We start from the raw sequence: 25,915 nt of genomic DNA on the forward strand, positions 1-25,915 counted from the left end.
TCTAGCCTTCCGCCGCCTCGGCAAGCAGTCTCAGCGCCTCGGCCACCGTCGCGAAGCGGACGCCGGAGCGGTCGCGATCGGCGAAGATTTGAACCGCATGCTGCGCGGGAGATCCCCGGCGCATGACGCCGAAATGGACGAGCCCGACCGGCTTCTCCGGCGAGCCGCCGGTGGGACCGGCAATGCCGGTAACGGCGACGGCGAGATCCGCGCCTGACTTCGCCAAGGCTCCCGCGGCCATGGCGAGGGCAACTTCCTGGCTGACGGCGCCGACCCGCTGGATCAGTTCCGCCGGCACGCCGATCATCTCGGTCTTGGCTTCGTTCGAATAGGTGACGAAGCCGCGATCGACGACGGCGGACGAGCCGGAGATGTCCGTCAGCACGCCGGCGATCAGGCCGCCTGTGCAGGATTCGGCCGTCGCGATCTTCAGGCCGCGCGCGATGCAGAGCTCGATCAGGGCCCGCGCCTGGCCTTCGAGCGGCGTCAGGTCGGTCATGCGTCTTCCTCCGTGAAGGGCAGGCGGATGGTCGCCGTCGCGATGGCAGCGATGCCTTCGCCCCTGCCGACAAAGCCCATCTTCTCGTTCGTCGTCGCCTTGACGCCGACGCGGCCGGGGCTGATCCCGACGATCTCGGCGATGCGCGCCCGCATGGCGTCCCGGTGCGGACCGATCTTCGGCGCCTCGGCGATGATGGCAAGGTCGAGATTGACGATGACGCCGCCGCGTGCCGCCACCCGCTTCGCCGCAAAGGCCAGGAAGCGGTCCGACGAAGCGCCGCGCCATTGCGGATCGGAGGGCGGGAAATGGTCGCCGATGTCGCCGTCGGCGATTGCCCCCAGCACGGCGTCGGTCAGGGCATGCAGCGCGACGTCGGCATCGGAATGGCCGGAGAGCTTCCGGTCATGCGGGATCTCGACGCCGCCGAGCCAGACATGATCACCGTCGGTGAAGGAATGCACGTCATAGCCGGTGCCGACGCGGGTCTCGCCCGTCCGGAGCAACGCTTCCATGCGCAGGCGCTGATCGGCCAAGTCGATATCCTCCGGCAGGGTCAGCTTGATGTTGGAACGCTCGCCGAGCACGATCCGGACCGGGATGCCGGCCCATTCGGCAATGCCGGCATCATCGGTGAAGTCGCCGGGCTCGTCGGCCGCCCGCCGATGCGCGTCGAGAATGGTGGCGAGGCGAAAAGCCTGCGGCGTCTCGGCGGCGAAGAGATCCGCGCGCGGGACCGTGTCGGTGACGATAGCGCTGGCATCGGCGCGCTTCAGCGTATCGGTGACCGGCGAGGCGGCAAGCACCGCGTCGGAGGTCCCGAGCGCGTCGATGACGCGATCGATGAGCGCCGCCGAGGCGAAGGGGCGCACGGCGTCATGGATCAGCACATGCGTGACGCCGCGATCGGCGAGCGCCTCCAGCCCGCGCCGCACCGATTCCTGCCGCGTCGCGCCGCCGGTCACGAACGGAAGCAGCTCCGCCTGGCCGGCGACGGCCGCGCCATACAGGTCGGCGTCGTCGGGGTGAATGACGACGAGAACGTCGTCGATGCGGGGATGGCTTAGGAAAAGTGCCGTCGTCCGGCGCAGGATCGGCTGGCCGGCGAGGCTCCGGTACTGCTTCGGCATGTCGCCGCCGGCGCGCACGCCCCGTCCCGCCGCCACGACCAGGACCGCGACCCGCGAAGGCCCAACACTTTCGTTCATGAGCGAGAGATCCCGCAGAAATGGAGCCTCGCGGCTCTTTTGACAGATGGTCGCATGGATCGGAGATTTCACACCGCAACGCAACAAGTCTCTTGCCGCAGCCAGCTGAGTGACTAATATGTGGGCACGTCATCCGGTGCCTATTCGGTAGTCATATTGTCTGAAGCCTTCAATCCTGTCGCCCGTCTCGCCGCTCCCCTCGACATCGGAGGGGTTGTGATCGCGAACCGGGTTCTGCTCGCGCCGATGTCGGGCGTCTCGGATCGCCCGTTCCGCCGGATCGCGGCGTCCTTCGGGGCGGGGCTGGTCGTGTCGGAAATGGTCGCCAGCGAGGAGCTGGCCGCCGGCAACGCCGAGACCGCCATGCGGGCCGAGGCGACCGGCAACAGCCTGCATGTCGTGCAACTGGCCGGCCGCGAGGCGCACTGGATGTCGGAAGGCGCCAAGGCCGCCGCCGATTCCGGCGCCGACATCATCGACATCAACATGGGCTGCCCGGCCAAGCGCGTCACCACCGGCTATTCCGGCTCGGCGCTGATGCGCGACCTCGACCATGCGCTGACCCTGGTGGAAGCGACGGTCGCGGCGAGCCCCGTTCCCGTGACGCTGAAGATGCGGCTCGGCTGGGACGACAAGACGATCAACGCCCCGGAGCTGGCGCGGCGCGCCGAAGATGCCGGGGTCGCGATGATCACCGTGCATGGCCGCACGCGCTGCCAGTTCTACAAGGGCACGGCCGACTGGGCCGCCATCGCCGCCGTGAAGCAGGCGATCTCGATCCCGCTCATCGCGAATGGCGACTGCGTCAGCATCGACAGCCTGTCGCCGATGCTCGCGGCTTCAGGCGCCGATGGCGTCATGGTCGGGCGGGGCGCCTATGGCCGGCCGTGGCTGCCGGGACATCTGGCACAATTCGCCGCCACCGGTTCGATGCCGGAAGCGCCGCGCGGGACTGAGCTGATCGAGCTCGTCGTCGGACATTTCGAGGAGATGATCGCGCTCTACGGGCCGATCCTCGGCGTCCGCAACGCGCGCAAGCATCTGAGCTGGACCATCGAGGCGCTCGGCCCCGAAGCCATGGATCCGGAAGCCCGCCTCGCCATCATGACCGAACAAAATCCGGCCCGGGTCGTCGCGCTTCTGCGCCAGCATCTTGGAGAAGCCGAAATGAGGAGAGCCGCGTGAACCGAAACATGGCTCCGAGCGACGTCGCAGACGCCGCCGCCGGCGGATCGGCATCGATCCTGCTCGACGCCTTGCCGCACCCGATCATCATGATCGACGGGGCAGGGCACGTCACCGATGCCAACAGCGCCGCGCAGGATTTCTTCCAGGCCTCGATCGCCGTGCTGCGGCGACAGCCGATCGCCCATTTCGTGCCGTTCGGCAGCCCGCTGCTCTCGCTGATCGAGCAGGTCAGGACGCGGGGCGCGGCCGTCAACGAATATCGCGTCGACGTCGGCACGCCGCGCAACGGCAGCGATCGCATCGTCGACATCTATGCCTCGCCCGTGCCCGAAAAGCCCGACTCGGTCGTCATCCTGCTGCAGGAGAAGACGATGGCCGAGAAGATCGACCGCCAGCTGACGCATCGCGGCGCGGCGCGCTCGGTCACCGGCCTCGCGGCCATGCTGGCGCACGAGATCAAGAACCCGCTCTCCGGCATTCGCGGCGCGGCGCAGCTGCTCGAATCCTCCGTCGACGACGACGATCGCGCCCTGACCCGGCTGATCTGCGATGAGACCGACCGCATCGTGAAGCTGGTCGACCGGATGGAGGTCTTCTCCGACGAACGGCCGGTCGAGCGCGCGCCGGTCAACATCCATGTCGTGCTGGAGCATGTGAAGCGGCTGGCGCAATCCGGCTTCGCCCGCAACATTCGCATCATCGAGGAATACGACCCGTCGCTGCCGGCGGTCTATGCCAATCGCGACCAGCTGGTGCAGGTCTTCCTGAACCTGGTCAAGAACGCGGCCGAGGCGATCGGCAATGACGACAATGGCGAGATCCTGCTTTCGACGGCCTTCAAGCCCGGCATCCGTCTTTCCGTCCCCGGCTCGACCAACCGGGTGACGCTGCCGCTCGAATTCATCGTCCGCGACAACGGCCCCGGTGTGCCGGCGGACATGCTGCCCCACCTGTTCGACCCTTTCGTCACCACCAAGACCAATGGTTCCGGCCTCGGTCTGGCACTGGTCGCCAAGATCATCGGCGACCATGGCGGCGTGATCGAGTGCGATTCCCAGCAGAACCGCACGACCTTCCGCGTGCTGATGCCGGCATTCCCGGGCGACGCACCTGCAGACAAGGACAACTGACATGGCGACCGGCACCATTCTCGTGGCCGATGACGACGCGGCGATCCGCACCGTGCTCAACCAGGCCTTGTCCCGGGCCGGCTATGAAGTGCGCCTGACCTCCAACGCCGCGACGCTGTGGCGGTGGGTGAGCCAGGGCGAGGGCGATCTGGTCATCACCGACGTGGTGATGCCGGACGAGAACGCCTTCGACCTGCTGCCGCGGATGAAGCGGGCGCGCCCGGAACTGCCCGTCATCGTGATGAGCGCGCAGAACACCTTCATGACGGCGATCCGCGCCTCCGAGCGCGGCGCCTACGAATATCTGCCGAAGCCCTTCGACCTGAAGGAGCTGATCTCGATCGTCGGCCGGGCGCTGGCCGAGCCGAAGCAGCGCGCCAAGGATGCCAGCCTCGACGATGGCGGCGAGAACATCCCGCTAGTCGGTCGCTCGCCCGCCATGCAGGACATCTATCGCGTGCTGGCGCGGCTGATGCAGACCGATCTGACCGTGATGATCGCCGGCGAGTCGGGCACCGGCAAGGAGCTGGTCGCCCGCGCGCTGCACGATTACGGCAAGCGCCGCACCGGCCCCTTCGTCGCCATCAACATGGCGGCGATCCCGCGCGATCTGATCGAGAGCGAGCTGTTCGGCCACGAGAAGGGCGCCTTCACCGGCGCGCAGGCGCGCTCGGCCGGCCGCTTCGAGCAGGCCGAGGGCGGCACGCTGTTCCTCGACGAGATCGGCGACATGCCGATGGAGGCGCAGACGCGGCTGCTCCGCGTGCTGCAGCAGGGCGAATACACGACGGTCGGCGGCCGTACGCCGATCAAGACGGATGTCCGCATCGTCGCCGCGACGAACAAGGACCTGCGCATACTGATCAACCAGGGCCTGTTCCGCGAGGATCTGTTCTTCCGGCTGAACGTTGTGCCGATCCGCCTGCCGGCGCTGCGCGAGCGTTCGGAGGACATTCCCGACCTCGTCCGGCACTTCTTCACGCTGGGCGAGAAGGACGGCCTGCCGCACAAGCAGATCGAGGTGGCGGCGGTCGAGCGGCTGAAGCGCTATCGCTGGCCGGGCAATGTGCGCGAGCTGGAAAACCTGATCCGCCGCCTCGCCGCGCTCTATCCGCAGGACACCATCACCGAGAACATCATCGAGGCCGAGCTCGAGCAGCCGGCCGCCGCTTTCCCGGCCGAGGGCGCCGAGATGGAGGACACGCTGATGAGCTCGGTCGAGCGCCATCTCTCGACCTATTTCCACGGCTTCGGCGAAGGATTGCCGCCGCCGGGCCTCTATCACCGCATCCTGCGCGACGTCGAATATCCCCTGATCAGCACGGCGCTCGCCGCGACGCGCGGCAACCAGATCAAGGCGGCGGAACTGCTCGGCGTGAACCGAAACACCCTGCGCAAGAAGATCCGCGATCTCGACGTCCAGGTGCTGCGCAACCCGCGCTGAACGCGCTGGCGAACCGGCGCCCTGTTGCCGGTTCGCCACAATGATGTTGCAATTCGGTCCCAGTGTCCCGCGTCATGAAGGGTGCTCGAGACCGCATGCGATTCTGGAAATTTGATCCGTTGGGCGGAGTCGCGTCGTGAGCGCGACCAGCGATCCGACAATGGCGGAGGCTCGGGCCGTGTCCGATCCGGAGCGCCGCAAGCTTCGCGTCACCGTGCGCGCGGCCGGCTATTTCACCGTCATCCTGGCGCTGACTTGCGCCTGCCTCAGCTTCTTCCTGCTGATGGGCCTGACGCCGATCCAGCCGACCGAACGGGTCGTGTTCTGGGCGCTGGCGGTCAACGGCCTGCTCACCGGCCTGCTGGTGATCGAGCTCGGCCTGGAAGTCGCCATGCTGATCCGGGCGCGCCGTCGCGGACGCGCCGCCGCAAGACTGCATATCCGCATCGTCGGCCTGTTCAGCATCGTCGCCGTCGTGCCGGCCATCCTGATCGCCGTCGTCGCCAGCATCACGCTGAACCGGGGCCTCGACCACTGGTTCTCCGAGCGCACCCGCGCCATCGTCGACACCTCGCTTTCGATCGCCCAGGCCTATGCCGAGGAGCATGCAAGGACGCTGAAGGTCGACATTCAGGGGCTCAAGGCGGACTTCGAACGGGCGCAGGTGCTGCTGGAGCAGAACCCGGACCGCTTCCAGTCCTTCATGAACTCGATGGCGGCGCTGCGCGGCATTCCCGGCGTCTTCCTGGTCAAGCCGGACGGCACGCTGATCGCTCAGGCCAATTTCCAGTTTTCGACCGGCTATCTGCCGCCGCCGCCGGATGCGCTGACGCGGGCGGCAAAGCCGGGCGCCGAGCCGATCCTGATCGCGCCGGGCGCGACCAACGTCGTCGGCGCGCTCGTCCGTCTCGAAAGCTACACGGACGTGTTCCTCTACATCACGCGCGAGATCGATCCGAAGGTCATCCGCTACATCGCCGAGACGACGGCGAGCGTGAACGAATACAAGAACCTCGAGGCGACGCGTCTCGGCGTGCAGATCGCCTTCGGCGTGCTGTATCTGGGCCTTGCCCTCGTCGTGCTGCTCTCCGCCGTCTGGCTCGGCATCGGCTTCGCCAACCGGCTCGTCTCGCCGATCCGCCGCCTGATCGACGCGGCCGACGAGATCGGTCGCGGCAATCTCGAGGTGCACGTTCCGTTCAAGAGCTCGGACGGCGATCTCGGCGCGCTGGGCGCGACCTTCAACACGATGACCGCCGAGCTGCGCAGCCAGCGCCATGAGCTGGTCGCCGCCAGCGAGCAGATCGACAGCCGTCGCCGCTTCACCGAGGCGGTGCTCGCGGGCGTCAGCGCCGGCGTCGTCGGAACCGACGCACGAGGCGTCGTCACGATCGCCAATCGCGGCGCGCTGCGCCTGCTAGGCCTCGACCAGAACGATACGCTCGGCCGGCCGGTGATCGAGATCGTGCCCGAGTTGAACGAGGTCGTGTCGGCGGCGCTGGCGGAGACCAACCGGCCGGAGCATCGCGACCAGGTATCCGTCGTCCGCGACGGCCGCGAGCGCACCATCAATGTGCGCGTGACGACCGAGGAATCCGATACGGCGGCGCATGGCTACGTGATCACGCTCGACGACATCACCGACCTCGTGACGGCGCAGCGCAGCGCCGCCTGGGCCGACATCGCCCGCCGGATCGCGCATGAGATCAAGAACCCGCTGACGCCGATCCAGCTCTCGGCCGAACGGCTGAAGCGCCGCTTCGGCAAGGGCATCGTCGAGGGTCGCGAGATCTTCGACCAGTGCACCGACACGATCATCCGCCAGGTGGGCGATATCGGCCGCATGGTGGACGAGTTCTCGTCCTTTGCGCGCATGCCGAAGCCGACCTTCGAGGAGCGCGACCTGGGCGAGGCCGCCCGCGAGGCCGTCTTCCTGATGGAAGTCGCCAATCCCGAGATCAGCTTCGAGATCGACCTGCCGCACGAGGCGCTGATCGGCCGCTACGACCCGCGCCTGATCTCGCAGGCCTTCACCAATCTGGTGAAGAACGCCACCGAGGCCATCGCCGCCGTGCCGGCGGACGATCCGGTCCCGCCGAAGATCATCGTGCGCGGGCGGGTCGAGGGCGACAGCAACATCGTCGAGATCATCGACACCGGCATCGGCCTGCCGCAGGAGAACCGGCACCGGCTGCTGGAGCCCTACATGACGACGCGCGAGAAGGGCACCGGCCTCGGCCTCGCCATCGTCAGCAAGATTATCGAAGAACACGGCGGGCAGCTCGATCTGCTCGATTCGCCCGCCGTTGCCGCTGGGGGGCGGGGCGCAATGGTCCGGATCACCCTGCCGCGTCCGTCGCAGGACGGCGGGGCCGGCTCCGGCACCAACCACAAGACCAATCCCGTAGACGCCTGACGAAGATAGAGATCATGGCCTCCGATATTTTGATCATCGACGATGAAGCTGACATCCGCGGGCTGGTAGCCGGAATTCTCGAGGACGAGGGTCATGGCACCCGCACGGCCGGCGATACCGACACGGCGCTCGCGGAAATCGAGAAACGGCGGCCGACGCTGATCTTTCTCGATATCTGGCTGACCGGCAGCCGCATCGACGGACTGGCCTTGCTCGACATCATCAAGGCGCAGCATCCCGACCTGCCGGTCGTCATGATTTCCGGCCACGGCAACATCGAGACGGCCGTCTCGGCCATCCGCCGCGGCGCCTACGACTATATCGAGAAGCCGTTCAAGGCCGACCGCCTGCTGCTGATCGCCGAACGCGCGCTGGAAGCGTCCAAGCTTCGCCGCGAGGTGCGGGACCTGCGCGAGCGGGCGGGCGATGCCGGCCGCCTCGTCGGCTCCTCGATCGCCATGAGCCACCTGAAGCAGACGATCGAGCGCGTCGCCCCGACCAACAGCCGCATCATGATTTCCGGCCCATCGGGCTCGGGCAAGGAACTGGTCGCCCGCGCGATCCATGAATCGTCGCTGCGCATGGACGGGCCGTTCGTCGTCGTCAACGCCGCCGCGATCACGCCCGACCGGATGGAACACGAGCTGTTCGGAACCGAGAACGGCACCGGCTCGGCCCGGGTCGTCGGCGCGCTGGAAGAGGCGCATGGCGGCACGCTCTATCTCGACGAAGTCGCCGACATGCCGAAGGAGACGCAGGGCAAGATCCTGCGCGTCCTGATCGACCAGAGCTTCCAGCGGGTCAACGGCACGGCGAAGGTCAAGGTCGACGTCCGCATCATCTCGTCGACGGCGCGCGATCTCGAGCACGAGATCTCGGACGGCAGTTTTCGCGAGGATCTGTTCCACCGTCTTTCGGTAGTGCCGCTGCGCGTTCCGGCGCTGGCCGAGCGTCGCGACGACGTGCCGGAGCTCGTGACGCATTTCATCGACCAGATCTCGCGCACGACCGGCCTGCCGATCCGTACCGTCGGCTCCGACGCGATGGCGGTGCTGCAGGCGCATGACTGGCCGGGCAACATCCGCCAGCTGCGCAACAACATCGAGCGGCTGCTGATCCTGGCGCGCGGCGACGAGAGCCAGGCGATCTCCGCCGACATGCTGCCGCCGGAAGTGGGCGAGATGCTGCCGACGACGCCCAATCGCGGCGGCGAGCACCTGATGTCGCTGCCGCTTCGCGACGCGCGCGAGATCTTCGAGCGCGAATATCTGACGGCGCAAGTAAACCGCTTTGGCGGCAACATCTCGCGCACGGCGGAGTTCGTCGGCATGGAGCGTTCGGCCCTGCATCGGAAGTTGAAATCGCTCGGCGTCGGTTGACGCGCGCCGCGGCCGCATTGTCCGATGCGGCCGGGCCGCCAGCGGCCGCCGATGCCCGATTCTCTTCGTCCAGCAGGAATGCCATGTCGCGCTTTGCCTATGTGAACGGCCTCTATCTCCGCCATGCCGAGGCTGTCGTTCACGTCGAGGACCGGGGCTACCAGTTCGCCGACGGCGTCTACGAGGTCTGCGAGATCCGTAATGGCCGGCTGATCGACGAGACGCTGCACATGGCGCGGCTCGAGCGCTCGCTGAAGGAGCTGCGCATCGCGCTGCCGATGAGCCTTCCGGCGCTGGGCGTGGTCATGCGCGAGGTGGTACGCCGCAACCGCGTGCGCGAGGGGCTCGTCTACCTGCAGATCACCCGCGGCGTCGCGCCGCGCAATCATCTCTTCCCCGCCGAAGGCACGCCGCCCTCGATCGTCGTCACCTCCAAATCGGCCCCGAGCAGCGCCGGCGACCGGAAGGCGGAGAAGGGCGTTTCGGTCATCAGCGTTCCCGACAATCGCTGGGAGCGCGTCGACATCAAGACCGTGTCGCTGTTGCCCAACGTGCTCGCCAAGCAGGCGGCCAAGGAGGCGGGCGCCTATGAGGCGTGGTTCGTCGACGCGAACGGCATGGTGACCGAGGGCTCCTCGACCAATGCCTGGATCGTCACCCCCGATGGCGTCCTCGTCACGCGGCCGGCGGAGAGCGGCATCCTGCGCGGCATCACGCGCACCGTGCTGTTCGAGGTCGCCAAGGCGGCGGGCCTGACCATCGAAGAGCGCGCCTTCAGCCTCGAGGAAGCGCTCGCCGCGCGCGAGGCGTTCTTCACCGCGGCGACGGCGATCGTCATGCCCGTCGTCGAGATCGACGGGCGCCCGATCGCCAACGGCGCACCGGGCACTGTGGCGACGGAATTGCGCCGACGCTTCCACGAGTTCGCGACCGAAGCCCCGGCGCGGGTGCGCGGCTGAGGAGCCCATCGAAATTCGGACAGCTTTGACCTGCGACGCATTTCTTGGTGACGCGCCGCGATTCTGCGGGCAAAGTGAGCGCAAGGCCGGCACACGATCCGGCCGTCGGGACATGGTCCCCAACAAGGCTAAGCGTGAGAGACAAGAATGGCAGAACGCGCCCAAAACCTACAAGACACGTTCCTCAACCATGTCCGCAAAAGTAAGATCCCGCTGACGATATTCCTCGTCAACGGCGTCAAGCTGCAGGGCATCGTCACCTGGTTCGACAATTTCTGCGTGCTGCTGCGACGGGACGGCCATTCCCAGCTGGTCTACAAGCACGCCATCTCCACCATCATGCCGGGCGCTCCCGTTCAGCTCTTCGAGCCGGGCGAAGAGGGCGATCGGCCGGGAGCCTGATTGTCCGAGAATAACGATCTGCCGGAAGGCGCCGAAGGGCCCGAGGCAAACGATAGCCATATCGAAACCAAGCATGTGCCCGAACGGGCACTCGTGCTCGTGCCCGTTCGACCGGCGCGAACCCGGGATGCGCGCGGCCGGGACCGGAGTTCCGGCGCGCGGGTCGAGGAGGCGGTCGGCCTGGCGCTCGCGATCGAACTCGACGTCGTCGAGGGCATCGCCGTGCCATTGCCGATGTTCAAGCCGGCGACCCTGTTCGGCAGCGGCAAGGTGGCGGAGATCGCGGCGCGCGTGCAGGCCGACAAGATCGGCCTGGTCATCGTCGACCACGCCCTGACCCCGGTGCAGCAACAGAACCTCGAAAAGGAATGGGGCACCAAGGTCATCGACCGGACGGGTCTCATTCTCGAGATCTTCGGCGAGCGCGCCCAGACGCGCGAAGGCACGCTGCAGGTCGAGCTCGCGCATCTGAACTACCAGAAGAGCCGGCTGGTCCGCAGCTGGACCCATCTGGAGCGCCAGCGCGGCGGCTTCGGCTTCCTCGGCGGCCCCGGCGAGACCCAGATCGAGGCGGATCGGCGCGCGCTGCAGGAGCGCATCACCCGCATCGAGAACGAACTCGAAACGGTCGTCCGCACCCGTCGCCTGCAACGCGAGAGCCGCCGCAAGGTGCCGCAGCCGATCGTGGCGCTCGTCGGCTATACCAATGCCGGCAAGTCGACGCTGTTCAACACGCTGACCAAATCGGACATCTTCGCCAAGGACCTCCTGTTCGCGACGCTCGACCCGACGCTGCGCCGGCTGAAGCTGCCGCACGGCACCGAGGCGATCCTGTCGGATACGGTGGGCTTCATCTCGGACCTGCCGACCCATCTCGTGGCCGCGTTCCGCGCGACGCTCGAGGAGGTGATCGAGGCGACTCTGATCCTGCATGTCCGCGATATCGCGCATGAGGACAGCGAGGCCCAGGCCCGCGACGTGATGAGCGTTCTCGAACAGCTGGGCGTCGAAGTCAGCAAGACCGACCGGCTGATCGAGGTCTGGAACAAGATCGACCTGATGCCGGAGGATGCCCGGCCGGCGACGCGCGCCAATGCCGACAACGGCAAGCCCGCCATCGTGCCGATCTCGGCGCTGACCGGCGAGGGCGTCGCGGCGCTCCTCGATATCGTCGAGCAGCGGCTGAACGAGGGCCGTCCCGTCTACACCGTGTCGCTCTCGGGCGCGGCGCTGGCGAAGCTGCACCGGCTCTACGAGCTGGGCGAAGTGCTTTCCCGCGCAGACGAGGAGGATGGCCGGACCGTCGCCACCATCCGCGTCCCGGAGAAGCACGAGCAGAGCTTCCACCGCGAGTTCCCGGGCGCCAGGCTCCAGCCTTCCTCCGAGAAGGCGGCGGCGAAGGGCCCGACCCAGGCCTGGGACCCGATGGGCAAGAACTGACAGCGCTTTCGAGGATGCCGGTTCGCGTGAAGCGAACGCGATCGAACAACAAGCTCGGGCCGTTCAGCGCTTCAAGAAGGGCTGAACGGCTGGACGAATTCGGTTCGTCAGCCCCAATTCCCTATTCGGTTCCGACGTCCTTGGCCGGCTTCGGCGGCTGCGTCTTGGCCTCGACCCACAGCGCCTCCATCTCGTCCAGGCTCGCCTCGGCGGGGGTGCGCCCTTCGGCCGCCAGGCGGGTCTCGATATGACGGAAGCGGCGGCCGAACTTGTCGTTGGTGCCGCGGAGCGCCGCGTCCGGATCGATATCGGCGTGGCGCGCTAGATTGGCGACGGCGAACAGCAGGTCGCCGATCTCGTCCTGGACACGGGCGGGCGAGACCTCGGCGCGATCCAGCTCCTGCTCGATCTCGCCGATCTCCTCCTTGATCTTGTCGAGCACGGCGCGCGGATCGTTCCAGTCGAAGCCGACCGTGCCGGCCTTGCGCTGAAGCTTCACCGCGCGCGCCAGCGTCGTCATGCCGGCCGGGACATCGTCGAGCAGGCTCGCGGAGGCGGCGTCGAGCTGACCGGCCCGGCGTCGCTTTTCGGCGCGCTCGCGCTTCTCCTCCGCCTTGATCGCCTCCCAGAATCCCTTGGCGGCGCCGGCGCTGCGCGCTTCCTCGCTGCCGAAGACATGCGGATGGCGGCGGATCATCTTCGTCGTGATGGCCATGACGACGTCGCCGAACGAAAAGGCGCCGATCTCCTCCGCCATGCGGGCGTGATAAACGACCTGCAGCAGGAGATCGCCCAGCTCTTCTTCCAGATCGACGAGATCGCCCCGCTCGATCGCATCGGCGACCTCGTAGGCTTCCTCGATGGTGTAGGGAGCGATCGACTTGAAATCCTGCACCTTGTCCCATGAACAACCCGTCACGGGATCGCGCAAGGCCGCCATGATCTCGATCAGGCGCTCAATATCTTTCGACGGCTGCATGGATATTCCTCGGATAGGGCGCGGCGCCGGCATCGGCGCTTGTGTGGATCTGGCGATGGAAACTTGCCTGCTACGCGGTTTGCCCCCTGAAACAGCGAGTTTTCCCGGCAGCCGGCAAAGGATGGATTTGTGATTTGGGACTTCTCGACCTATATAGATCACGTTCGATATTTGGCTCTGCCTTGATATTCGCCCTTCGAGGCTCGTCCCAAGACATCGCTGGAACTCGGATTGGCTGACGCGGGAGTCGCGTAGCCATAGCCAAGGCATGCACAAAGGACACGAGACATGGCAACCGGTACCGTAAAGTTTTTCAACGGCCAGAAGGGTTTTGGTTTCATTCAGCAGGACGGCGGTGGCCCGGACGTGTTCGTTCACATCAGCGCCGTTGAGCGCGCCGGCATGCGCGGCCTGGTCGAAGGCCAGAAGCTGAGCTTCGACATCGAGGCCGACCGTCGCAGCGGAAAGTCGGCGGCTGCGAACCTGCAGGAAGCTTGAACCCACCAGTTCGGGTTACAGGGTCCGGCGTTTCGACGCCGGACCCTTTTTGTTTTCGGCCCGGCCGGGGATCGCATCCCTGTTGCCGGCGCCAAACTGTCTGGAGTTTTTCCCATGGCGAAGAAGCCAGCTGCCCGCGCAGAATTCGTGCTGTTCGACGTCTCTTATGAGGATGGAAGCCAGCGCTCCAACCGTCGCGTTCCCGGCGACATACTGGGTGGTCTCGAAGGCGACGGGCCCGCTCGCGACTTCCTCGAGGCGCAGGATCGCGCGATCGCCGAGAAGTCCGGAATTGCCGCCACGCCGATCGAATCCCTGCGCCGCTCAAAGAAGTAAGATCGCCGCGGCGTCGTCCACATCTTCCCGGCAAAGCTGATAGAGTATGACAATAGGCGAGCCCGTTGGCTCGCCGATCCGCCTCGTCTCGTTCCCGGATTGACGATCCAGTTGCCGAAAGCCGCCAGCGGGCGCGAAAGGAAGGCAATGTCTCCCAGCGACACGAAGGATGCGGCCAAGGCTCGCGCGGAAGAGCGCTTCAAGAAGGCCGAGAAGCTTCGCAGCGGCGAGGCGGCCGTGATGGCGGGCGAACGCGATCGCGTCGCCTCGCAGGCCGCGAAGACGGCGCGGCTGCGCCAGCTGCGCCTCGCCAAGGAAGCCGCAGAGGAAGCCGAGCCCAAGCCGGAGCTGAAGAAGAAGACCGTAGCCAAGCCGAAAGCGCGCGCCTGATCCGAGCCAGCGGCCGATCTCCTTCCTTTCAGGTTCCGCCGCTCGCTAGATTGCGGTCATGATTCGTCCCCGTCCCCGGCGCAGCCGCAAGGCGCCGCCCCTGATCTTCCTCTTCCTGCTCATCGCAGGCCTCTTGGCCATCGGATATGTGGATCAGCATCTTCGCGAGATCCGTGCGAGCGACGGCACACGCGTCGTCGTGCGCGACGGAGATTCGCTGGCGTTCGGCGGCAAGGAATTCCGGCTCGCGGGCATCGATGCGCCCGAACTGCACCAGACCTGCGAGGATAATGCCGGGAAGCCGTGGCGCTGCGGCGAGGCCGCCCGCAAGGCGCTGCGCGAGCTGGTGGCGCAGGGCGAGCTGAGCTGTTCGCCCCGGGCCAATGACCGCTACGGCCGAGCCGTCGCGACGTGCCGCGTCAAGGATGTCGGCGATATCGGCGAAGTGCTGGTGCGGCAGGGCCTGGCGATCAATTTCGCCGGGCGAGGCGAGGGCGACTACGCGGCGCCAGAGAGTGCCGCCCGTCTCGCCAGGCGCGGCCTCTGGCAGGGCCGCTTCACCGACCCGGCCGAATGGCGCCGTCAGCACCCGCGACCCGACGCGTCCTGACGATTCGGTCGCCGCGTCGAAGCGGAACCCGGCTCGCTCGCCATTTCGGATGAAGTGAAATCCGTCCGGCCCGAAGAGCACATACCCGGTTACGACGTTCCGTCGATCCGATAGGCGCCGCCGCTCGCAAAAGACGCACGCAGCCAGCCCCAATAGGGACAACACACAAAACTAGAAAAAATGTAAAAATACAACCTAGAGTTGTGGAAATACTCAATTCGGTTGTATAACGTCATTATACACGCATAAGCAGGACGATCAATTCTTCATCTGGTGACCGAAGGGAGCCGGAAATGTGGAATGCCGATGCCATTCAGCTAGACCGTGAAAACACGTCCGTCGAGCGCGACTCCTGCACCGCCATTGCGCTGATCGATCGTCGCGTTCTCGACAGGGAATGTCTGGCGCGCGGCCTGCAGGGCGGTCGTCACGATCTGGAAATCCTCACCTTTGGTACCGTGGCCGAATGGAGCCGGGCCACCGCCGTCCATGCGCAGGTCTCCGCCATTCTTCTCAGCATCGGCAGCCAGCGCGCCGATGAGCCCCAGGTGGCGATGGCGCTCGACGATCTGGCGCAGGCCTTCCCGCATATCCCGACGATCGTCCTCGCCGACGGCGAAAGCGCCGCCCATATCCTGCAGGCGCTGGACCGGGGCGCGCGAGGCTACATTCCGACCAGCGTCGGGCTCGGCATCGCGATCGAGATCGTCAATCTGGCGAGGGCAGGCGGCCTGTTCGTGCCCGCCAACTGCCTGATGGCCGCGCGGGACGAGATCCTGGCGCCGGAATTCAGGGGCCCGCCCGTCGATCCGCTCGCCGACCTGCTGACGCCGCGCCAGGCGGCGGTGGCGGAAGCGATCCGCCGGGGCAAGGCCAACAAGATCATCGCCTACGAGCTCGACCTGCGCGAAAGCACGATCAAGGTGCATATCCGCAGCATCATGCGGAAGCTCGGCGCCCATAACCGGACCGAGGTCGCGTTCAAGCTGAACAGCCTCATCCAGGCGGCCATGTCCGGGCCCCGCGCGCCGGAGCCTGAACTCCTTCCGCCGACGGCAGAGCCGCCTCCGCGCGCGGCCGCCGGCCCTGCCATGGCCCGCGCTCGATCGCCTCTGCCGACCGTCGTCTGCGCCTGACGTTCCCAGTCCCAGGACATCATCGTGATTCAGTCTTCCCCTCCCATCGGGCGGCAGGATGTCGGCTTGCATGGTCTCGAGGCATTGCGTCAGCGCAGCCACCTGATCGCAGCCTGTTCCGCCGCCGGCCTCGCCATCGGTGCCCTGTCCTACATGCTGCAGCCGCCGCGCTATGTCGCCGAGGCGGTGATCGCCCTTGATGGCCGCCGCATCCAGTCCATGCCGGTCGACCAGGTCGTCACGCCGCTGCCGCAGGAAAACCCCGTGCTGCGGACAGAGCTCGACCGGATCTCGTCGCGCGTCATGGCGCAGAGGGTGATCGACAAGCTTGCCGCCGAAGGGGGCGAGCCGTTCGAAGGGAACGCTTCCGGCCCGCCGACCCGTATCGCTCAGCCGGCGCGGGGCGGGCTGGCTGGATGGCTCGGCCGCCTAAGGGGGAGCACGGCGCCGAAACAGCAGGATCCCCGATCGGCGCTGGAAGCGCGCCTGCGCGCCAATCTCGACGTCGTCAACGATGGCCGTTCCTACACGATCTACATTGCCTATAGCGCCGACGACGCAGCGCTGGCGGCCCAGGTCGCCAACGCCTATGCCCGCGCCTATCTCGACTATCAGGACGACGTGCAGATCGAGGCGACGCGCCGCGTTAGCGACTGGTTGGAGGTGAGGCTGGCGACGCTTGGCGCGAAACTGCAGCAGGCGGAACAGAACGCCGAGCGCTTCAAGGCGTCGTCCGGCCTGTTCGAGATGGGGGGCGTCACCATCGCCGCGCAGCGGGTCAGCGCCCTGAGCGCCGAGCTCATAACCGCTCGCGCCGCCAAGGCGACGGCCGAGGCGCGAGAGCGAACCGCCGCGCTGCTTTCGACGCGGCAGGACGGCCTCGACGGCTTCAGCGACGTGCTCGGCTCGCCCATCATCCAGCAATTGCGCGTCAGCCAGTCCCAGCTCGAGCGCCGGCTTCAGGTGCTGCGGGATACGGGCGCCTCGCAGAGCGTCGAGATCCCGGTGCTCACCTCGGAACTGCAGACGGTCCGGCAGCAGATCGACCGCGAGGTCGAACATATCCTCGTCAGCCTCCGTAACGAGATCGACACCGCCGCCCGGCGCGTGACCTCGATCGAGGGGCAGCTGCGCGCGGCCGAAGCCGATTATGGCGGGTCCGACACGGCCCGGGTGAAGCTGGAGGGGCTCGTCCGCGAAGCGAACGCCGATCGGGCCGTTTATGAAAGCCTGCTCGGCCGCGCCAAGCAGATCGGCGATCGCAAGGAGCTCACCGATCCGGGCGTCCGGCTGATTTCCGAGGCGACCGTCCCCGCACGTCCGTCCAATCCGCGCCTGTTCCCGACGGTGCTTCTCGGCCTGCTGTCGGGCGCGGGCGTCGGCGTCTGCCTCGCCCTACTGCTGGGCCGGCTCGATCCTCGCGTGCGGTCTCGCCACGCTCTGGAGGCGGCGACCGGCGTCCCCGTCCTGGCGACCATCCCGACCTTGCCGCGCCGCGCCGGCCGCGAGCCGGCCAGCCAGATCGTCCAGGACCCGCGCTCCGCCTTCGCCGAGGCGTTCGCGACGCTGCAATGGATGCTGCGCCTGTCGCCGGCCATGCGCCGCGCCGGCGTGCTGATGGTGACATCGGCGCTGCCGGGCGAGGGGAAGACGACGCTGGCGCTTTCGCTGGCGCGCTCCATGGCGCGATCGGGCCGGTCAGTCGTGCTGGTCGACGCCGATCTACACGGCCAGTCCGTCGCCCTCATGGCGGGCGCCGCGACGGCGGACGACCACCGGGGCCTGGCCGCCTATCTGTCCGGCGACCTCGACCTGGAGCAGGTCGTCGTCCCCGATCCCGAGACCCCGCTGCAGCTGATCATCGCGCGCGGCATGGAGGAGGAGAAGCCGAGCCTTCTCGCCGACAAGCGCCTCGCCATGCTGATCGCGGCGCTTCGGGATCGTTTCGACGCAGTGATCCTCGACACGCCGGCGATCCTCGCCTCGTCGGACGCTGCGCAGATCGGAGCGCACGCCGATGCGGTGCTTTTCGTCGCCCGTTGGGGCTGGACGCCTTATGAAAGCGTCACGGCCTCGATCGAGCGGCTGGCCTTTTGCGGCCAGACCGTGCGGGCGCTGGTGCTCAACCGGGTCTCGATGCGCGTCCATCGCAGCTTCGAACGACCGGGGAGTGTCGGACGCGCGCCCGCCACGCCGCCAGCACGACCGCCGGCGGCCAGCGACAGCCCGGTAGTTCAAATGCGCGAGGCATGACGATGCGGCAGAGCCAAATCTGGATTCGCCGGATGCTGCGCGCCGGGATGTTATGGGCGTCCCTGCTGGCCACCCTCCTGCTGACGATTCACGCCAGCGTCGGGATGGCAGCCGAGACCTATCGGCTCGGCGTCGGCGACATCCTGCAGGTTTCCATCTTCGGGGAGCCGGAGCTCGGCGGCAAGTTTACCCTGGCGGCGGACGGCTCCATCGGCTTTCCGCGCCTTGGCCGCGTGATGATGTTGAACCTGACCCAGGAACAAGCGGCCGAGCGCCTGACGGCCGGGCTCGCCGGGCGCGTCCCGGCCGATCACACCGTCAGCCTCGAAATCATCGGCCATGCGCCCGTCTTCGTCACCGGCGACGTCCAGTCGCCCGGCCGCTACGAATTTCGGCCCGGCATGATCGTTCTCGAACTGGTGGCGCTCGGCGGCGGCCTGCGCCGTCCGCAGGCTCCCGTCACCGGCGCCGCGCTCCAGCTCCTGACGCTGCGCCAGAGTTTTGCCGACGAGAAGCTCTCCCGCTTGTCGCAACGGGTCGAGCGCGCCCGCCTCCAGGCGGAGATTGCCGGCGAAGAATTCGACGCGACGGGCCTGACCGCGTCCGGCGCGCCCGTCGACATGGTAACGGCCGAGATGGCCCTGTTTCAGGTCCGCAAGGCATCGCTCGCGGCCCAGATCGCCGCCTTCGAGGCACAGCGCCATGCGCTGGAGGATGAGATCGCGGCGCTGCAGGAGAGCCTCACCCTGCACGATCGCGAACTCGAGTCGATCGCGAAGGATGTCGACGCGACGCAGCAACTGGCCGACCAGGGGCTGACCGCCCTGTCGAGGCTGCGGGAAAACCAGCGTCAGTATTCAGCCTTGAAGCGAGACAAGCTCGACGTGCTGAGCTTCCTGGCGCGCGCCCGGCACGGCAGCCTCGAAGTCGATCAACGCATCGCGGCGCTGAAGGAAGGCCGCGCAGCCGAAAACGCCATGGCGCTGCGGCTGATCGAGTTGGCCGCCGCCCGGAGTGAACAGAAGATCGCCTCGCTCGCCGCCAGCATCGGCGCCGCGAGCGACGATCTGGAGGCCGGCGGCGTCAAGGCGCTGCCGGACGCGACCTTTGCCGTGGTTCGCCGCACAGCGACCGGCACCGAAACGATCATCGTCACCGACCGGGACCGCCTGATGCCGGGCGATATTCTTGAGGTCGACCGCCATCTCTCGGATCTGGACAGCCCGCGCGCCGTGCGGACTGGCGGTCCCTAGGGAGCCGGGGAGGGCAGCATGACCGATCTGGATCAACTATCCCGTGCGACGCCGCACCCGCAGACCGTGAGGCCCGATGCCCCGATCCACGTCGCCATGGTCATGGGACGGCTTTCGCGGGCCTCTGGCGGCATCTTTGAGGCGGTCGCGGGCCTGGCGCCCGCGCTGCGGTCAAGGCCGGGCATCGAAGTCGACGTTTTCGGCCTCGAACACCCCGTCTCCGCCGCGCAGGACCTCGAACGCGGCGGCGTGCCGGCGCAGGCGTTTCCGACGCACGGCTTCCCATCCTTCGGCTATTCGCCCGCCCTCGACCGGGCGCTTCGCGCGAGCGGCGCCGATCTGCTGCATGTGCACGGGCTCTGGATGTATCCCTCCGTCGCCGCCCCGCGATGGGCCGCGGCCCGGAAGGCGCCCTATATCGTCACGCCGCACGGCCAGCTGGACCGCTGGGCGCTGGCACATCGGCGCTGGAAGAAGCGGCTTGCTGGTTTTGCCTACGAGATGCGCCATCTGCGCGGCGCGTCCTGCCTGCATGCGCTCTGCGAGGCCGAGCTGACTTCGATCCGCGCTGTAGGACTGACCAACCCGGTCTGCGTCGTGCCGAACGGCGTTCACGCACCCATCGCGACGGCAAACGTCGCGCCGCTCTGGCGTAGCCGCGTGCCGGGCCGCGCCTCGATCCTTCTCTTCCTCGGACGGCTGGCGCCGCAAAAGGGCATCCCGAACCTCCTGCACGCCTTAGCGATCGCGCGCGATGCCGCCGCGTCCAAGGCCTGGCATCTGGTCATCGCCGGCTGGGGCGATCCCGACTATCGCGCCCGATTGGAGCGCATGGCGGCAACACTGGGCCTTGAGGGCGTCGTTCATTTCGTCGGGCCGCAGTTCGGCGAAGAAAAAGCGCGCAGCCTCGCCGCCGCCGACGCCTTCGTGCTGCCGTCGCTCAGCGAAGGGCTGCCCATCGCCGTGCTCGAGGCCTGGGCGGCCCGCCTGCCGGTGCTGATGACGCCGCAATGCAACCTGCCCGACGGCTTTGCGAGGGCAGGGGCGATCCGCATCCTGCCGGAGCCGGACAGCATCGCAACGGGATTGCGCGAGTTGTTCGCCATGCCGATGGCGCGCCGGCTGGAAGTCGGAATGCTCGGCGCCACCCTCGTGCAGGAACGCTACGCCTGGTCCAAGGCGGCCGGCGACATGGAAAGCGTGTATCGATGGCTCCTCGGCCTCGCCGAACGCCCTGCGACGGTCGACCTCGCATGACCGTTGACACAGCAGACAGCCGATCCGTCCGCACAGGCAGGGTCGCGGCAAAGCGGCCCGCCCTGAACGTCGCCGTCATTCAGGACGGCGCGCGCCTCCGCTATGCGCTGCCGTTGGCGCTGCGTTCGGCAGGCATTCTCGGCACCATGCATACAGACTGGTTCATCCAGCCGAACTCGCTACAGGCGCTGTTCGGCCTCGCGATGGCGTCAATCTCGGCCGGCACGGGACGCCGGCTGGCGGGCCGTCGCTGCGCCGGTCTCGAGGGAAGCCGGATCGTCACCTCAGGCTGGCAGACCTTGCTGGAACGCCTGCTCGAAAGCAGGGCCACCTTGCCGGAGGAAATCTATGTCCGCCGCGCGCGAGCCATGACGCGGCAGGTACTGGATGCCGGCTGGGACGGCGCCGACGCTCTTGTCGGCTTCGTCCGCAACCTCGATCCGCTGCTCTGCGAGGTGGCGCGGCGACAAGGGCTTACCGTCGTCGCCGACCAGATCATCGCGCCCATCGACGAACAGATCCGGCAGGAGGCGCGTCAGGCAGAGCTCTGGCCCGATTGGGAAGCGCCCGCCACATCGGCAGGCGCCGCCATCATGCGGGATATCGAGCGGCGGACCTGGGATCTGGCCGACCATGTCACATGCGCCTCCGACTATGTTCGCGAGGGGCTGCTCAAGGCAGGCGTCGGGAGCGAAAGGGTCTCGGTCCTTCCCTATCCGATCGACCTCGCCACGTTTTCCTTCCAGGACCGGGGCGGCAGACGCGGCCCGGTCCTGATCGGCTTTGTCGGCGGCGTGTCGCTTCGCAAAGGAGCGCCGGCCTTTCTCGAAATCGCCGGAAGCTTCGATCCGAAAATCGCGCGCTTCACCATGGTCGGCCCCGTCTCGCTGCTTCCCGAAAGGCTGGCGCCATATCGGGGGAAGGTTCAGCTCGCCGGCGGCGTGCCGGCCGACGGGGTGCGGTCGTGGCTGGAATCGTTCGACATCTTCCTGTTCCCCTCGGCCTGCGAAGGCTCCGCGGGGGCGGTGATGGAGGCGATGGCGACGGGACTTCCTGTTGTCACCACGCCCAACAGCGGAACGCCGGTCCGAGACGGCTTGGAAGGCTACATCCATGCCTGCGAGGACGTAGACGCCATGAAGGTCTCCATCGAGCGGCTGATCCAGAATCCCGATCTCCGCCTGCGGATGGGACAAGCCGCGCGCCAACGCGTCGAGACCATGACGATCGAACGCTATGGCGAGGCCTGGCGCACGCTCCTGCTGCGCCTCACCGGATAGAGTCCCGTAGATCCGGCATGCGAGCGAGCCTGCGCGCCGCGTCCGTCACATCGGTCATTTCCTGAAGCTCAATCGTCCGCTCGCTCGCGCCGGAACATCATCGCGCCGACGACTGCCCGCGCCAGCGCGCCTGTCCGAGGCGGCGCTGCCACGGCGTGATCCACCGCCCGTCGGAGGTTGTTGGCGAACCGTTCCGGCGACCACTCGGCGATCACCGACTGCCCGGCCTGCGCCATCGCTCGAGCCAATGCGGGATCGGCGGCGACCCGCCACATATGCCGCGCCAACTCCCCGGGATCGCCGGGATCGAACCGGTAACCGTTTATCCCATGGCGCACGAGTTCGTCGCAGCAGCCGCAGCGCGCCGAAACCAGAACCGGCAGTCCCGCCGCCATGGCTTCGTTCACCACCAGGCCCCATTGCTCGGTGCGGCTCGCCAGGATGAAAGCGCCGGCGAGGCCGTAATAGGCCGGCAAATCGGCATATTGCCGAAAGCCGGGAAAATGCACATGGGCAGACAATCCCAGCTCTGCCGCCGTGGCCCAGAGATCCGGCAACAGCCTGCCATCGCCGAGCATGACGAGATCCCAGGGGAGGCCGCCGGCCATGTCGCGATAGTCGCGATAGGCCTCGAGGATCATAAAGAGGTTCTTCTTCGCGATCATCCGGCTGGAAACCAGGAAGTAGCGAGCGGGCAGGCCAAGTTGCTTCCGGCTCTCGGGAGCCGTGGCGCGGACCCGCGACGCCCCTTCCGCGAAATGTGCGTTATCGACGACGTCGAGGCCGTCAAAGATCGCATCCTCGCGCAGGCCGAGGGCGACCAGATACCGCCGATGTGCCTCGCCGCCGACGAGCGCCGCGCCATAGAGCGAAACGATCTGGCGCTTGATGGCCTCGCGCCAGGGGCGTCGGATGCTATCCTGTTCGGCGCTGTCCGACATGACGATCGCCCGCTTGCCATGGCGCGAGCACCAGAGGAGAGTGGCCAGCGCGGCGGGATGCGACCATCCGGCAATCGCGACGACATCCGGTTGGGCCGAGGCCAAGGCGGCCGAGACCTTGCCATACATGGTCCGAACCGGCTCCGCATCGATATCGGCCGACACCACCAATCGCGGAAAGCCGCCCAACCCTTCGGTGCTCGCCCAGGCATAGGTGCGGTCCGTCCCGCTGAGCTCGATGCCGGTCAGGTTCATGTATCGCGCCGCCGCATCGAGCCGGCTGACGTGATAGGGGCCGAAGCGCTGGAAGACGACGGCGACACGAACCGAAGCGGGCTGCTGGCGGAGGTCGGCAGGCGCGTTCATGACGAGAAGGGAACCGTCGCTGCCGCGGGCCGAACCTCATCGGTCCGTGTCCGGGCGAGAAGAAGCGCTGGCAGGAGGAACAGCCCGATATGGATCCAGTTGGAATAGGGCCATTGGGTGTGATGCGTGATGGCGTGCATCGACGGCGACAGCGACAGGGCATAGACGATCTGGCAGGCCGTGCTGCCGCGCATGGCGGCGTCATAGAGGCGCCGCATCAGATATCCAAGCAGGACGAACTTCAACGCGCCCAGATAGGAAAACGACGCGAACGCGTCGGTCAGCCCGGTCTCCGTCGTGCCGGGATGCGGCGCGTAGTCCCGCGCGATCTGGCCATCGAGCGAAACCATCAGGCTCTCCTTGAAATGCGTTCCAAGGAGCTGCGCCGGCACATAGTTGAACGCGGTCGCGTTCCAGTGGCTGAGGCCGAAATCGTACGCCTCCGTCGTGCGGACGGTCTCCATCCGGTTGATGGCGTTACGGACTTCCTCGCCGCCATAGGCGAGCAGATGCTCGAAATTGGCGGCGACATCGATCTTGAGCAGCGCCGACCAGGGCGAGGGATCGCGCGCGGTCGTGACCGAGCGATAGTCGCCGGTGCTGGTCAAGGCAAGGGCCGCGCCGAGCACGAATAGAATGGAGAGCAGGCGAGGCGCCGCGAGCCGGCGCTGGAACCAGAGGGCGAGGGCGATCAGAAAGACGAAATCGGCCGCCTCGCTCCGCCGGCCGTGGACGAGAATGCGGTCGGCATAGACCACGAGGTCGAACGCCACAACGGCGAGCCCCGGCAAGCTGGGCCGACGGGCGAAGCAGATCAGCGCGATCGCGAAGCCGTAGGGCATGAATCGCGCGAAGAAGATGTAGACGACCGGCAGGCCCGTATAGATCGAGAACTTGATATCATAAGGCAAGTTATTGATCTTCATATAGAAATACGCGCCGATCAACGACAGTCCCGCCGCGACGGCGAGTAGCTTGTGCTCGTCGAAGCACCAGGGACGCCTTGCCGCGACCGAGGGGCGCGGCAGGTGCCAGCCGAGAACGCAGCCGAGCAGGCAGAGAGTGGCGAAGGCCGCCGTTCGCGCCACGGCCCCCTCGGCAAAGAACGGATCCTCGGCGAACGCGGGCAGCTGCGGCGCGATGAAGCCGAGAAAGGTCGCCGCCGCCAGGAACGGATATTGATACGCGCCCTCGGGCCGGCGAAGGCTCACGACGATCACCCCGGCGGAGGTGAGGACCAGGATCCAGATCAGAGCCATCGCCATTATGTGCCTCCTCGGCTCATCAGGCAGGCTCCGCCGTCTGGTCGCGGATGCGGACCCGTTCCCGGATGCCGCGCAGCAGGTTCTTGATCGGAACGGGAAGATGCGTGCGCAGGCCGGGACGCAGACCCGGTGGCAGCTGCCATTCGTCCATCGACAAGGGCCGGGCGACGAGGGGGGGCTCGGCGGAAATTCGATCCAGCAGCGCCGCATATTCGCCCGCCATGCGGGCGACGCCGAAGCGATCCGGAGCCGTGGCGGCGCCCCGGCGCGACAGGGTGCGCCAAAGGGCGGGGTGATCGACGAGCCGTTGGATGGCTGATGCCGCCTCGCGGATATCCCCGACGGGAAACAGCAGCCCCGTTTCGCCCTCGGTGACCACGCTGTCCGTCACGCCGCGAATGCGCGAGATCACCGGGACGCAGCCGGTCGCCATCGCCTCGACGGCCGTGATCATGAACCCCTCGAACCGGGATGGCCCGAGCAGAATGTCGTGCTCCGCCATCAGGGCCGGAACGGCGGAGGGCAGGACGGCGCCGGTGAACCGGACCCGGTCGCCCAGGAACGCGCATCGTTGTCGGAGGCGAGCGAGGTCCGGGCCGTCACCCGCGACGGTCATCCGGACGGAAGGCGGCAGACGCCGCAGGATATCCGGAAGCCATAGAACGCCCTTCGCCTGATCCTCGACGCGGCCGAGCGAGAGAACGCGAAGCGGCTGGCCATCGGCGCGCGGCGCCCGAGCCGGGACCGGCAGGAAATCGGCCGCGTTGGGGACCGTGACGATGCGCTGGGGTCGGAAGCGGTAGCGACCGATCAGATCCGCCTCGATGCGGCGCGAGACGCACACCGTTGCGTGGACATGCTCGCGGATGGCTGCCGCGGCGGCATAGGTGCCGGGCGTGATGTTATGCACCACCAGGATGCGGAGCAGGGACGACGGCAGATGCCGCGCGATGTTGGTCTGCACGGAGTCGGCGTGAACATTGACGAAGACGCCGTCGAAGCCGCCATTCTCGATCGCGGCGAACAAAGCGCGCGCCAGTGCCGGCTCGTCGTCGCCGGGCAGGCCGCAGACCGCGCCGGTCTCCCGTTCCGCCTGCCAGTCCGGATGCCTCGCTGCCGCATGCGCTGCCGGTCCGATTCCGAGCCAGCGAACGTCGATGCCGAAGGCTGCTAGCCCCATGCGCAGATGGCGAAAGACCGTGAAGGTGCCGCCCAGATGCGGATAGACAAAGAAGGCGAATTTCATGCGTCGTTCCTCGTAACGAGACGTGGGACAGAGGCTTTCA

Annotated in this window: 23 protein-coding genes; 17 read left to right on the forward strand and 6 right to left on the reverse strand. The window is 67.2% G+C overall.

Annotated elements, in window-relative coordinates; genetic code table 11:
* Position 1: 1 nt before the first annotated feature.
* Positions 2 to 499: a CinA family protein gene (locus AC6HZP_RS12790; RefSeq protein ID WP_497523177.1), complete on the reverse strand. Its 498-nt coding sequence runs from the start codon at positions 497 to 499 to the stop codon at positions 2 to 4.
* Complete coding sequence (locus AC6HZP_RS12795; protein ID WP_497523178.1) at positions 496 to 1,707, reverse strand: bifunctional 2-C-methyl-D-erythritol 4-phosphate cytidylyltransferase/2-C-methyl-D-erythritol 2,4-cyclodiphosphate synthase; 1,212 nt, start codon at positions 1,705 to 1,707, stop codon at positions 496 to 498. The genes AC6HZP_RS12790 and AC6HZP_RS12795 overlap by 4 nt, the downstream gene beginning before the upstream one ends.
* A gap of 216 nt (positions 1,708 to 1,923) precedes the next feature.
* Between AC6HZP_RS12795 and dusB the strand changes: the two genes are divergently transcribed.
* The 8 genes from dusB (at position 1,924) to hflX (ending at position 12,065) form a co-directional block, all read left to right on the forward strand.
* Positions 1,924 to 2,892: a tRNA dihydrouridine synthase DusB gene (gene dusB, locus AC6HZP_RS12800; protein ID WP_497523179.1), complete on the forward strand. Its 969-nt coding sequence runs from the start codon at positions 1,924 to 1,926 to the stop codon at positions 2,890 to 2,892.
* Positions 2,893 to 2,900: 8 nt separating this feature from the next.
* Positions 2,901 to 4,025: a two-component system sensor histidine kinase NtrB gene (locus tag AC6HZP_RS12805; RefSeq protein ID WP_497526801.1), complete on the forward strand. Its 1,125-nt coding sequence runs from the start codon at positions 2,901 to 2,903 to the stop codon at positions 4,023 to 4,025.
* 1 nt (position 4,026) lies between these two features.
* Entirely contained in the window at positions 4,027 to 5,469 is a 1,443-nt protein-coding gene (gene ntrC, locus AC6HZP_RS12810) for a nitrogen regulation protein NR(I) (protein ID WP_201403916.1), read from the forward strand.
* 136 nt (positions 5,470 to 5,605) lie between these two features.
* On the forward strand, positions 5,606 to 7,885 hold the full coding sequence (locus tag AC6HZP_RS12815; protein ID WP_497523180.1) for a sensor histidine kinase NtrY-like: 2,280 nt from the start codon (positions 5,606 to 5,608) through the stop codon (positions 7,883 to 7,885).
* A 14-nt stretch (positions 7,886 to 7,899) separates the two neighbouring features.
* Complete coding sequence (gene ntrX, locus AC6HZP_RS12820; protein ID WP_201403917.1) at positions 7,900 to 9,264, forward strand: nitrogen assimilation response regulator NtrX; 1,365 nt, start codon at positions 7,900 to 7,902, stop codon at positions 9,262 to 9,264.
* An 83-nt stretch (positions 9,265 to 9,347) separates the two neighbouring features.
* Positions 9,348 to 10,223: a D-amino-acid transaminase gene (locus tag AC6HZP_RS12825; protein ID WP_497523181.1), complete on the forward strand. Its 876-nt coding sequence runs from the start codon at positions 9,348 to 9,350 to the stop codon at positions 10,221 to 10,223.
* Between the two features lie 147 nt (positions 10,224 to 10,370).
* Positions 10,371 to 10,625 carry an RNA chaperone Hfq gene (hfq, locus tag AC6HZP_RS12830; protein WP_029073711.1) on the forward strand — a complete coding sequence of 85 codons (255 nt, stop codon included), beginning with the start codon at positions 10,371 to 10,373 and terminating at the stop codon, positions 10,623 to 10,625.
* Positions 10,626 to 12,065 (forward strand): GTPase HflX, encoded by a 1,440-nt coding sequence (gene hflX, locus AC6HZP_RS12835; RefSeq protein ID WP_497523182.1) that lies wholly within the window; start codon positions 10,626 to 10,628, stop codon positions 12,063 to 12,065. It abuts the gene before it with no gap.
* Positions 12,066 to 12,186: 121 nt separating this feature from the next.
* Here hflX and mazG read toward each other — a convergent pair whose 3' ends face one another.
* Entirely contained in the window at positions 12,187 to 13,044 is an 858-nt protein-coding gene (mazG, locus tag AC6HZP_RS12840) for a nucleoside triphosphate pyrophosphohydrolase (protein WP_497523183.1), read from the reverse strand.
* 288 nt (positions 13,045 to 13,332) lie between these two features.
* Here mazG and AC6HZP_RS12845 point away from each other — a divergent pair, with 288 nt between their 5' ends.
* The 9 genes from AC6HZP_RS12845 (at position 13,333) to AC6HZP_RS12885 (ending at position 22,057) form a co-directional block, all read left to right on the forward strand.
* Positions 13,333 to 13,542 carry a cold-shock protein gene (locus AC6HZP_RS12845; protein WP_201403921.1) on the forward strand — a complete coding sequence of 70 codons (210 nt, stop codon included), beginning with the start codon at positions 13,333 to 13,335 and terminating at the stop codon, positions 13,540 to 13,542.
* 114 nt (positions 13,543 to 13,656) lie between these two features.
* A complete protein-coding gene (locus AC6HZP_RS12850; protein WP_201403922.1) occupies positions 13,657 to 13,878 on the forward strand; it encodes a hypothetical protein in 222 nt (73 codons plus the stop codon).
* A 147-nt stretch (positions 13,879 to 14,025) separates the two neighbouring features.
* Positions 14,026 to 14,268, forward strand: coding sequence for a hypothetical protein (locus AC6HZP_RS12855; RefSeq protein WP_497523184.1), 243 nt, complete (start codon positions 14,026 to 14,028; stop codon positions 14,266 to 14,268).
* Between the two features lie 58 nt (positions 14,269 to 14,326).
* Positions 14,327 to 14,878, forward strand: a complete 552-nt coding sequence (locus tag AC6HZP_RS12860; protein WP_497523185.1) for a thermonuclease family protein — start codon at positions 14,327 to 14,329, stop codon at positions 14,876 to 14,878.
* A gap of 293 nt (positions 14,879 to 15,171) precedes the next feature.
* On the forward strand, positions 15,172 to 16,014 hold the full coding sequence (locus tag AC6HZP_RS12865; RefSeq protein ID WP_497523186.1) for a response regulator transcription factor: 843 nt from the start codon (positions 15,172 to 15,174) through the stop codon (positions 16,012 to 16,014).
* Between the two features lie 24 nt (positions 16,015 to 16,038).
* Positions 16,039 to 18,267, forward strand: coding sequence for a GumC family protein (locus AC6HZP_RS12870; RefSeq protein ID WP_497523187.1), 2,229 nt, complete (start codon positions 16,039 to 16,041; stop codon positions 18,265 to 18,267).
* Positions 18,264 to 19,520 carry a polysaccharide biosynthesis/export family protein gene (locus AC6HZP_RS12875; protein ID WP_497523188.1) on the forward strand — a complete coding sequence of 419 codons (1,257 nt, stop codon included), beginning with the start codon at positions 18,264 to 18,266 and terminating at the stop codon, positions 19,518 to 19,520. The genes AC6HZP_RS12870 and AC6HZP_RS12875 overlap by 4 nt, the downstream gene beginning before the upstream one ends.
* A gap of 18 nt (positions 19,521 to 19,538) precedes the next feature.
* Positions 19,539 to 20,777 carry a glycosyltransferase gene (locus AC6HZP_RS12880; RefSeq protein ID WP_497523189.1) on the forward strand — a complete coding sequence of 413 codons (1,239 nt, stop codon included), beginning with the start codon at positions 19,539 to 19,541 and terminating at the stop codon, positions 20,775 to 20,777.
* On the forward strand, positions 20,774 to 22,057 hold the full coding sequence (locus AC6HZP_RS12885; RefSeq protein WP_497523190.1) for a glycosyltransferase family 4 protein: 1,284 nt from the start codon (positions 20,774 to 20,776) through the stop codon (positions 22,055 to 22,057). The genes AC6HZP_RS12880 and AC6HZP_RS12885 overlap by 4 nt, the downstream gene beginning before the upstream one ends.
* A 68-nt stretch (positions 22,058 to 22,125) precedes the next feature.
* Here the strand turns inward: AC6HZP_RS12885 and AC6HZP_RS12890 are convergent, their stop codons facing one another.
* The 3 genes from AC6HZP_RS12890 to AC6HZP_RS12900 are packed head-to-tail and all read right to left on the reverse strand — an operon-like array spanning position 22,126 to position 25,875.
* On the reverse strand, positions 22,126 to 23,364 hold the full coding sequence (locus AC6HZP_RS12890) for a glycosyltransferase family 4 protein (protein ID WP_497523191.1): 1,239 nt from the start codon (positions 23,362 to 23,364) through the stop codon (positions 22,126 to 22,128).
* Positions 23,361 to 24,629 carry a hypothetical protein gene (locus AC6HZP_RS12895; protein WP_497523192.1) on the reverse strand — a complete coding sequence of 423 codons (1,269 nt, stop codon included), beginning with the start codon at positions 24,627 to 24,629 and terminating at the stop codon, positions 23,361 to 23,363. Before AC6HZP_RS12895 ends, AC6HZP_RS12890 begins: the two co-directional genes overlap by 4 nt.
* A gap of 19 nt (positions 24,630 to 24,648) precedes the next feature.
* The gene (locus tag AC6HZP_RS12900; RefSeq protein ID WP_497523193.1) at positions 24,649 to 25,875 is read right to left on the reverse strand and encodes a glycosyltransferase family 4 protein; all 1,227 of its coding nucleotides are present in this window, start codon (positions 25,873 to 25,875) and stop codon (positions 24,649 to 24,651) included.
* Positions 25,876 to 25,915: the final 40 nt, after the last annotated feature.

The sequence above is a fragment of the Kaistia sp. SLG-1 genome (genome assembly GCF_059699055.1).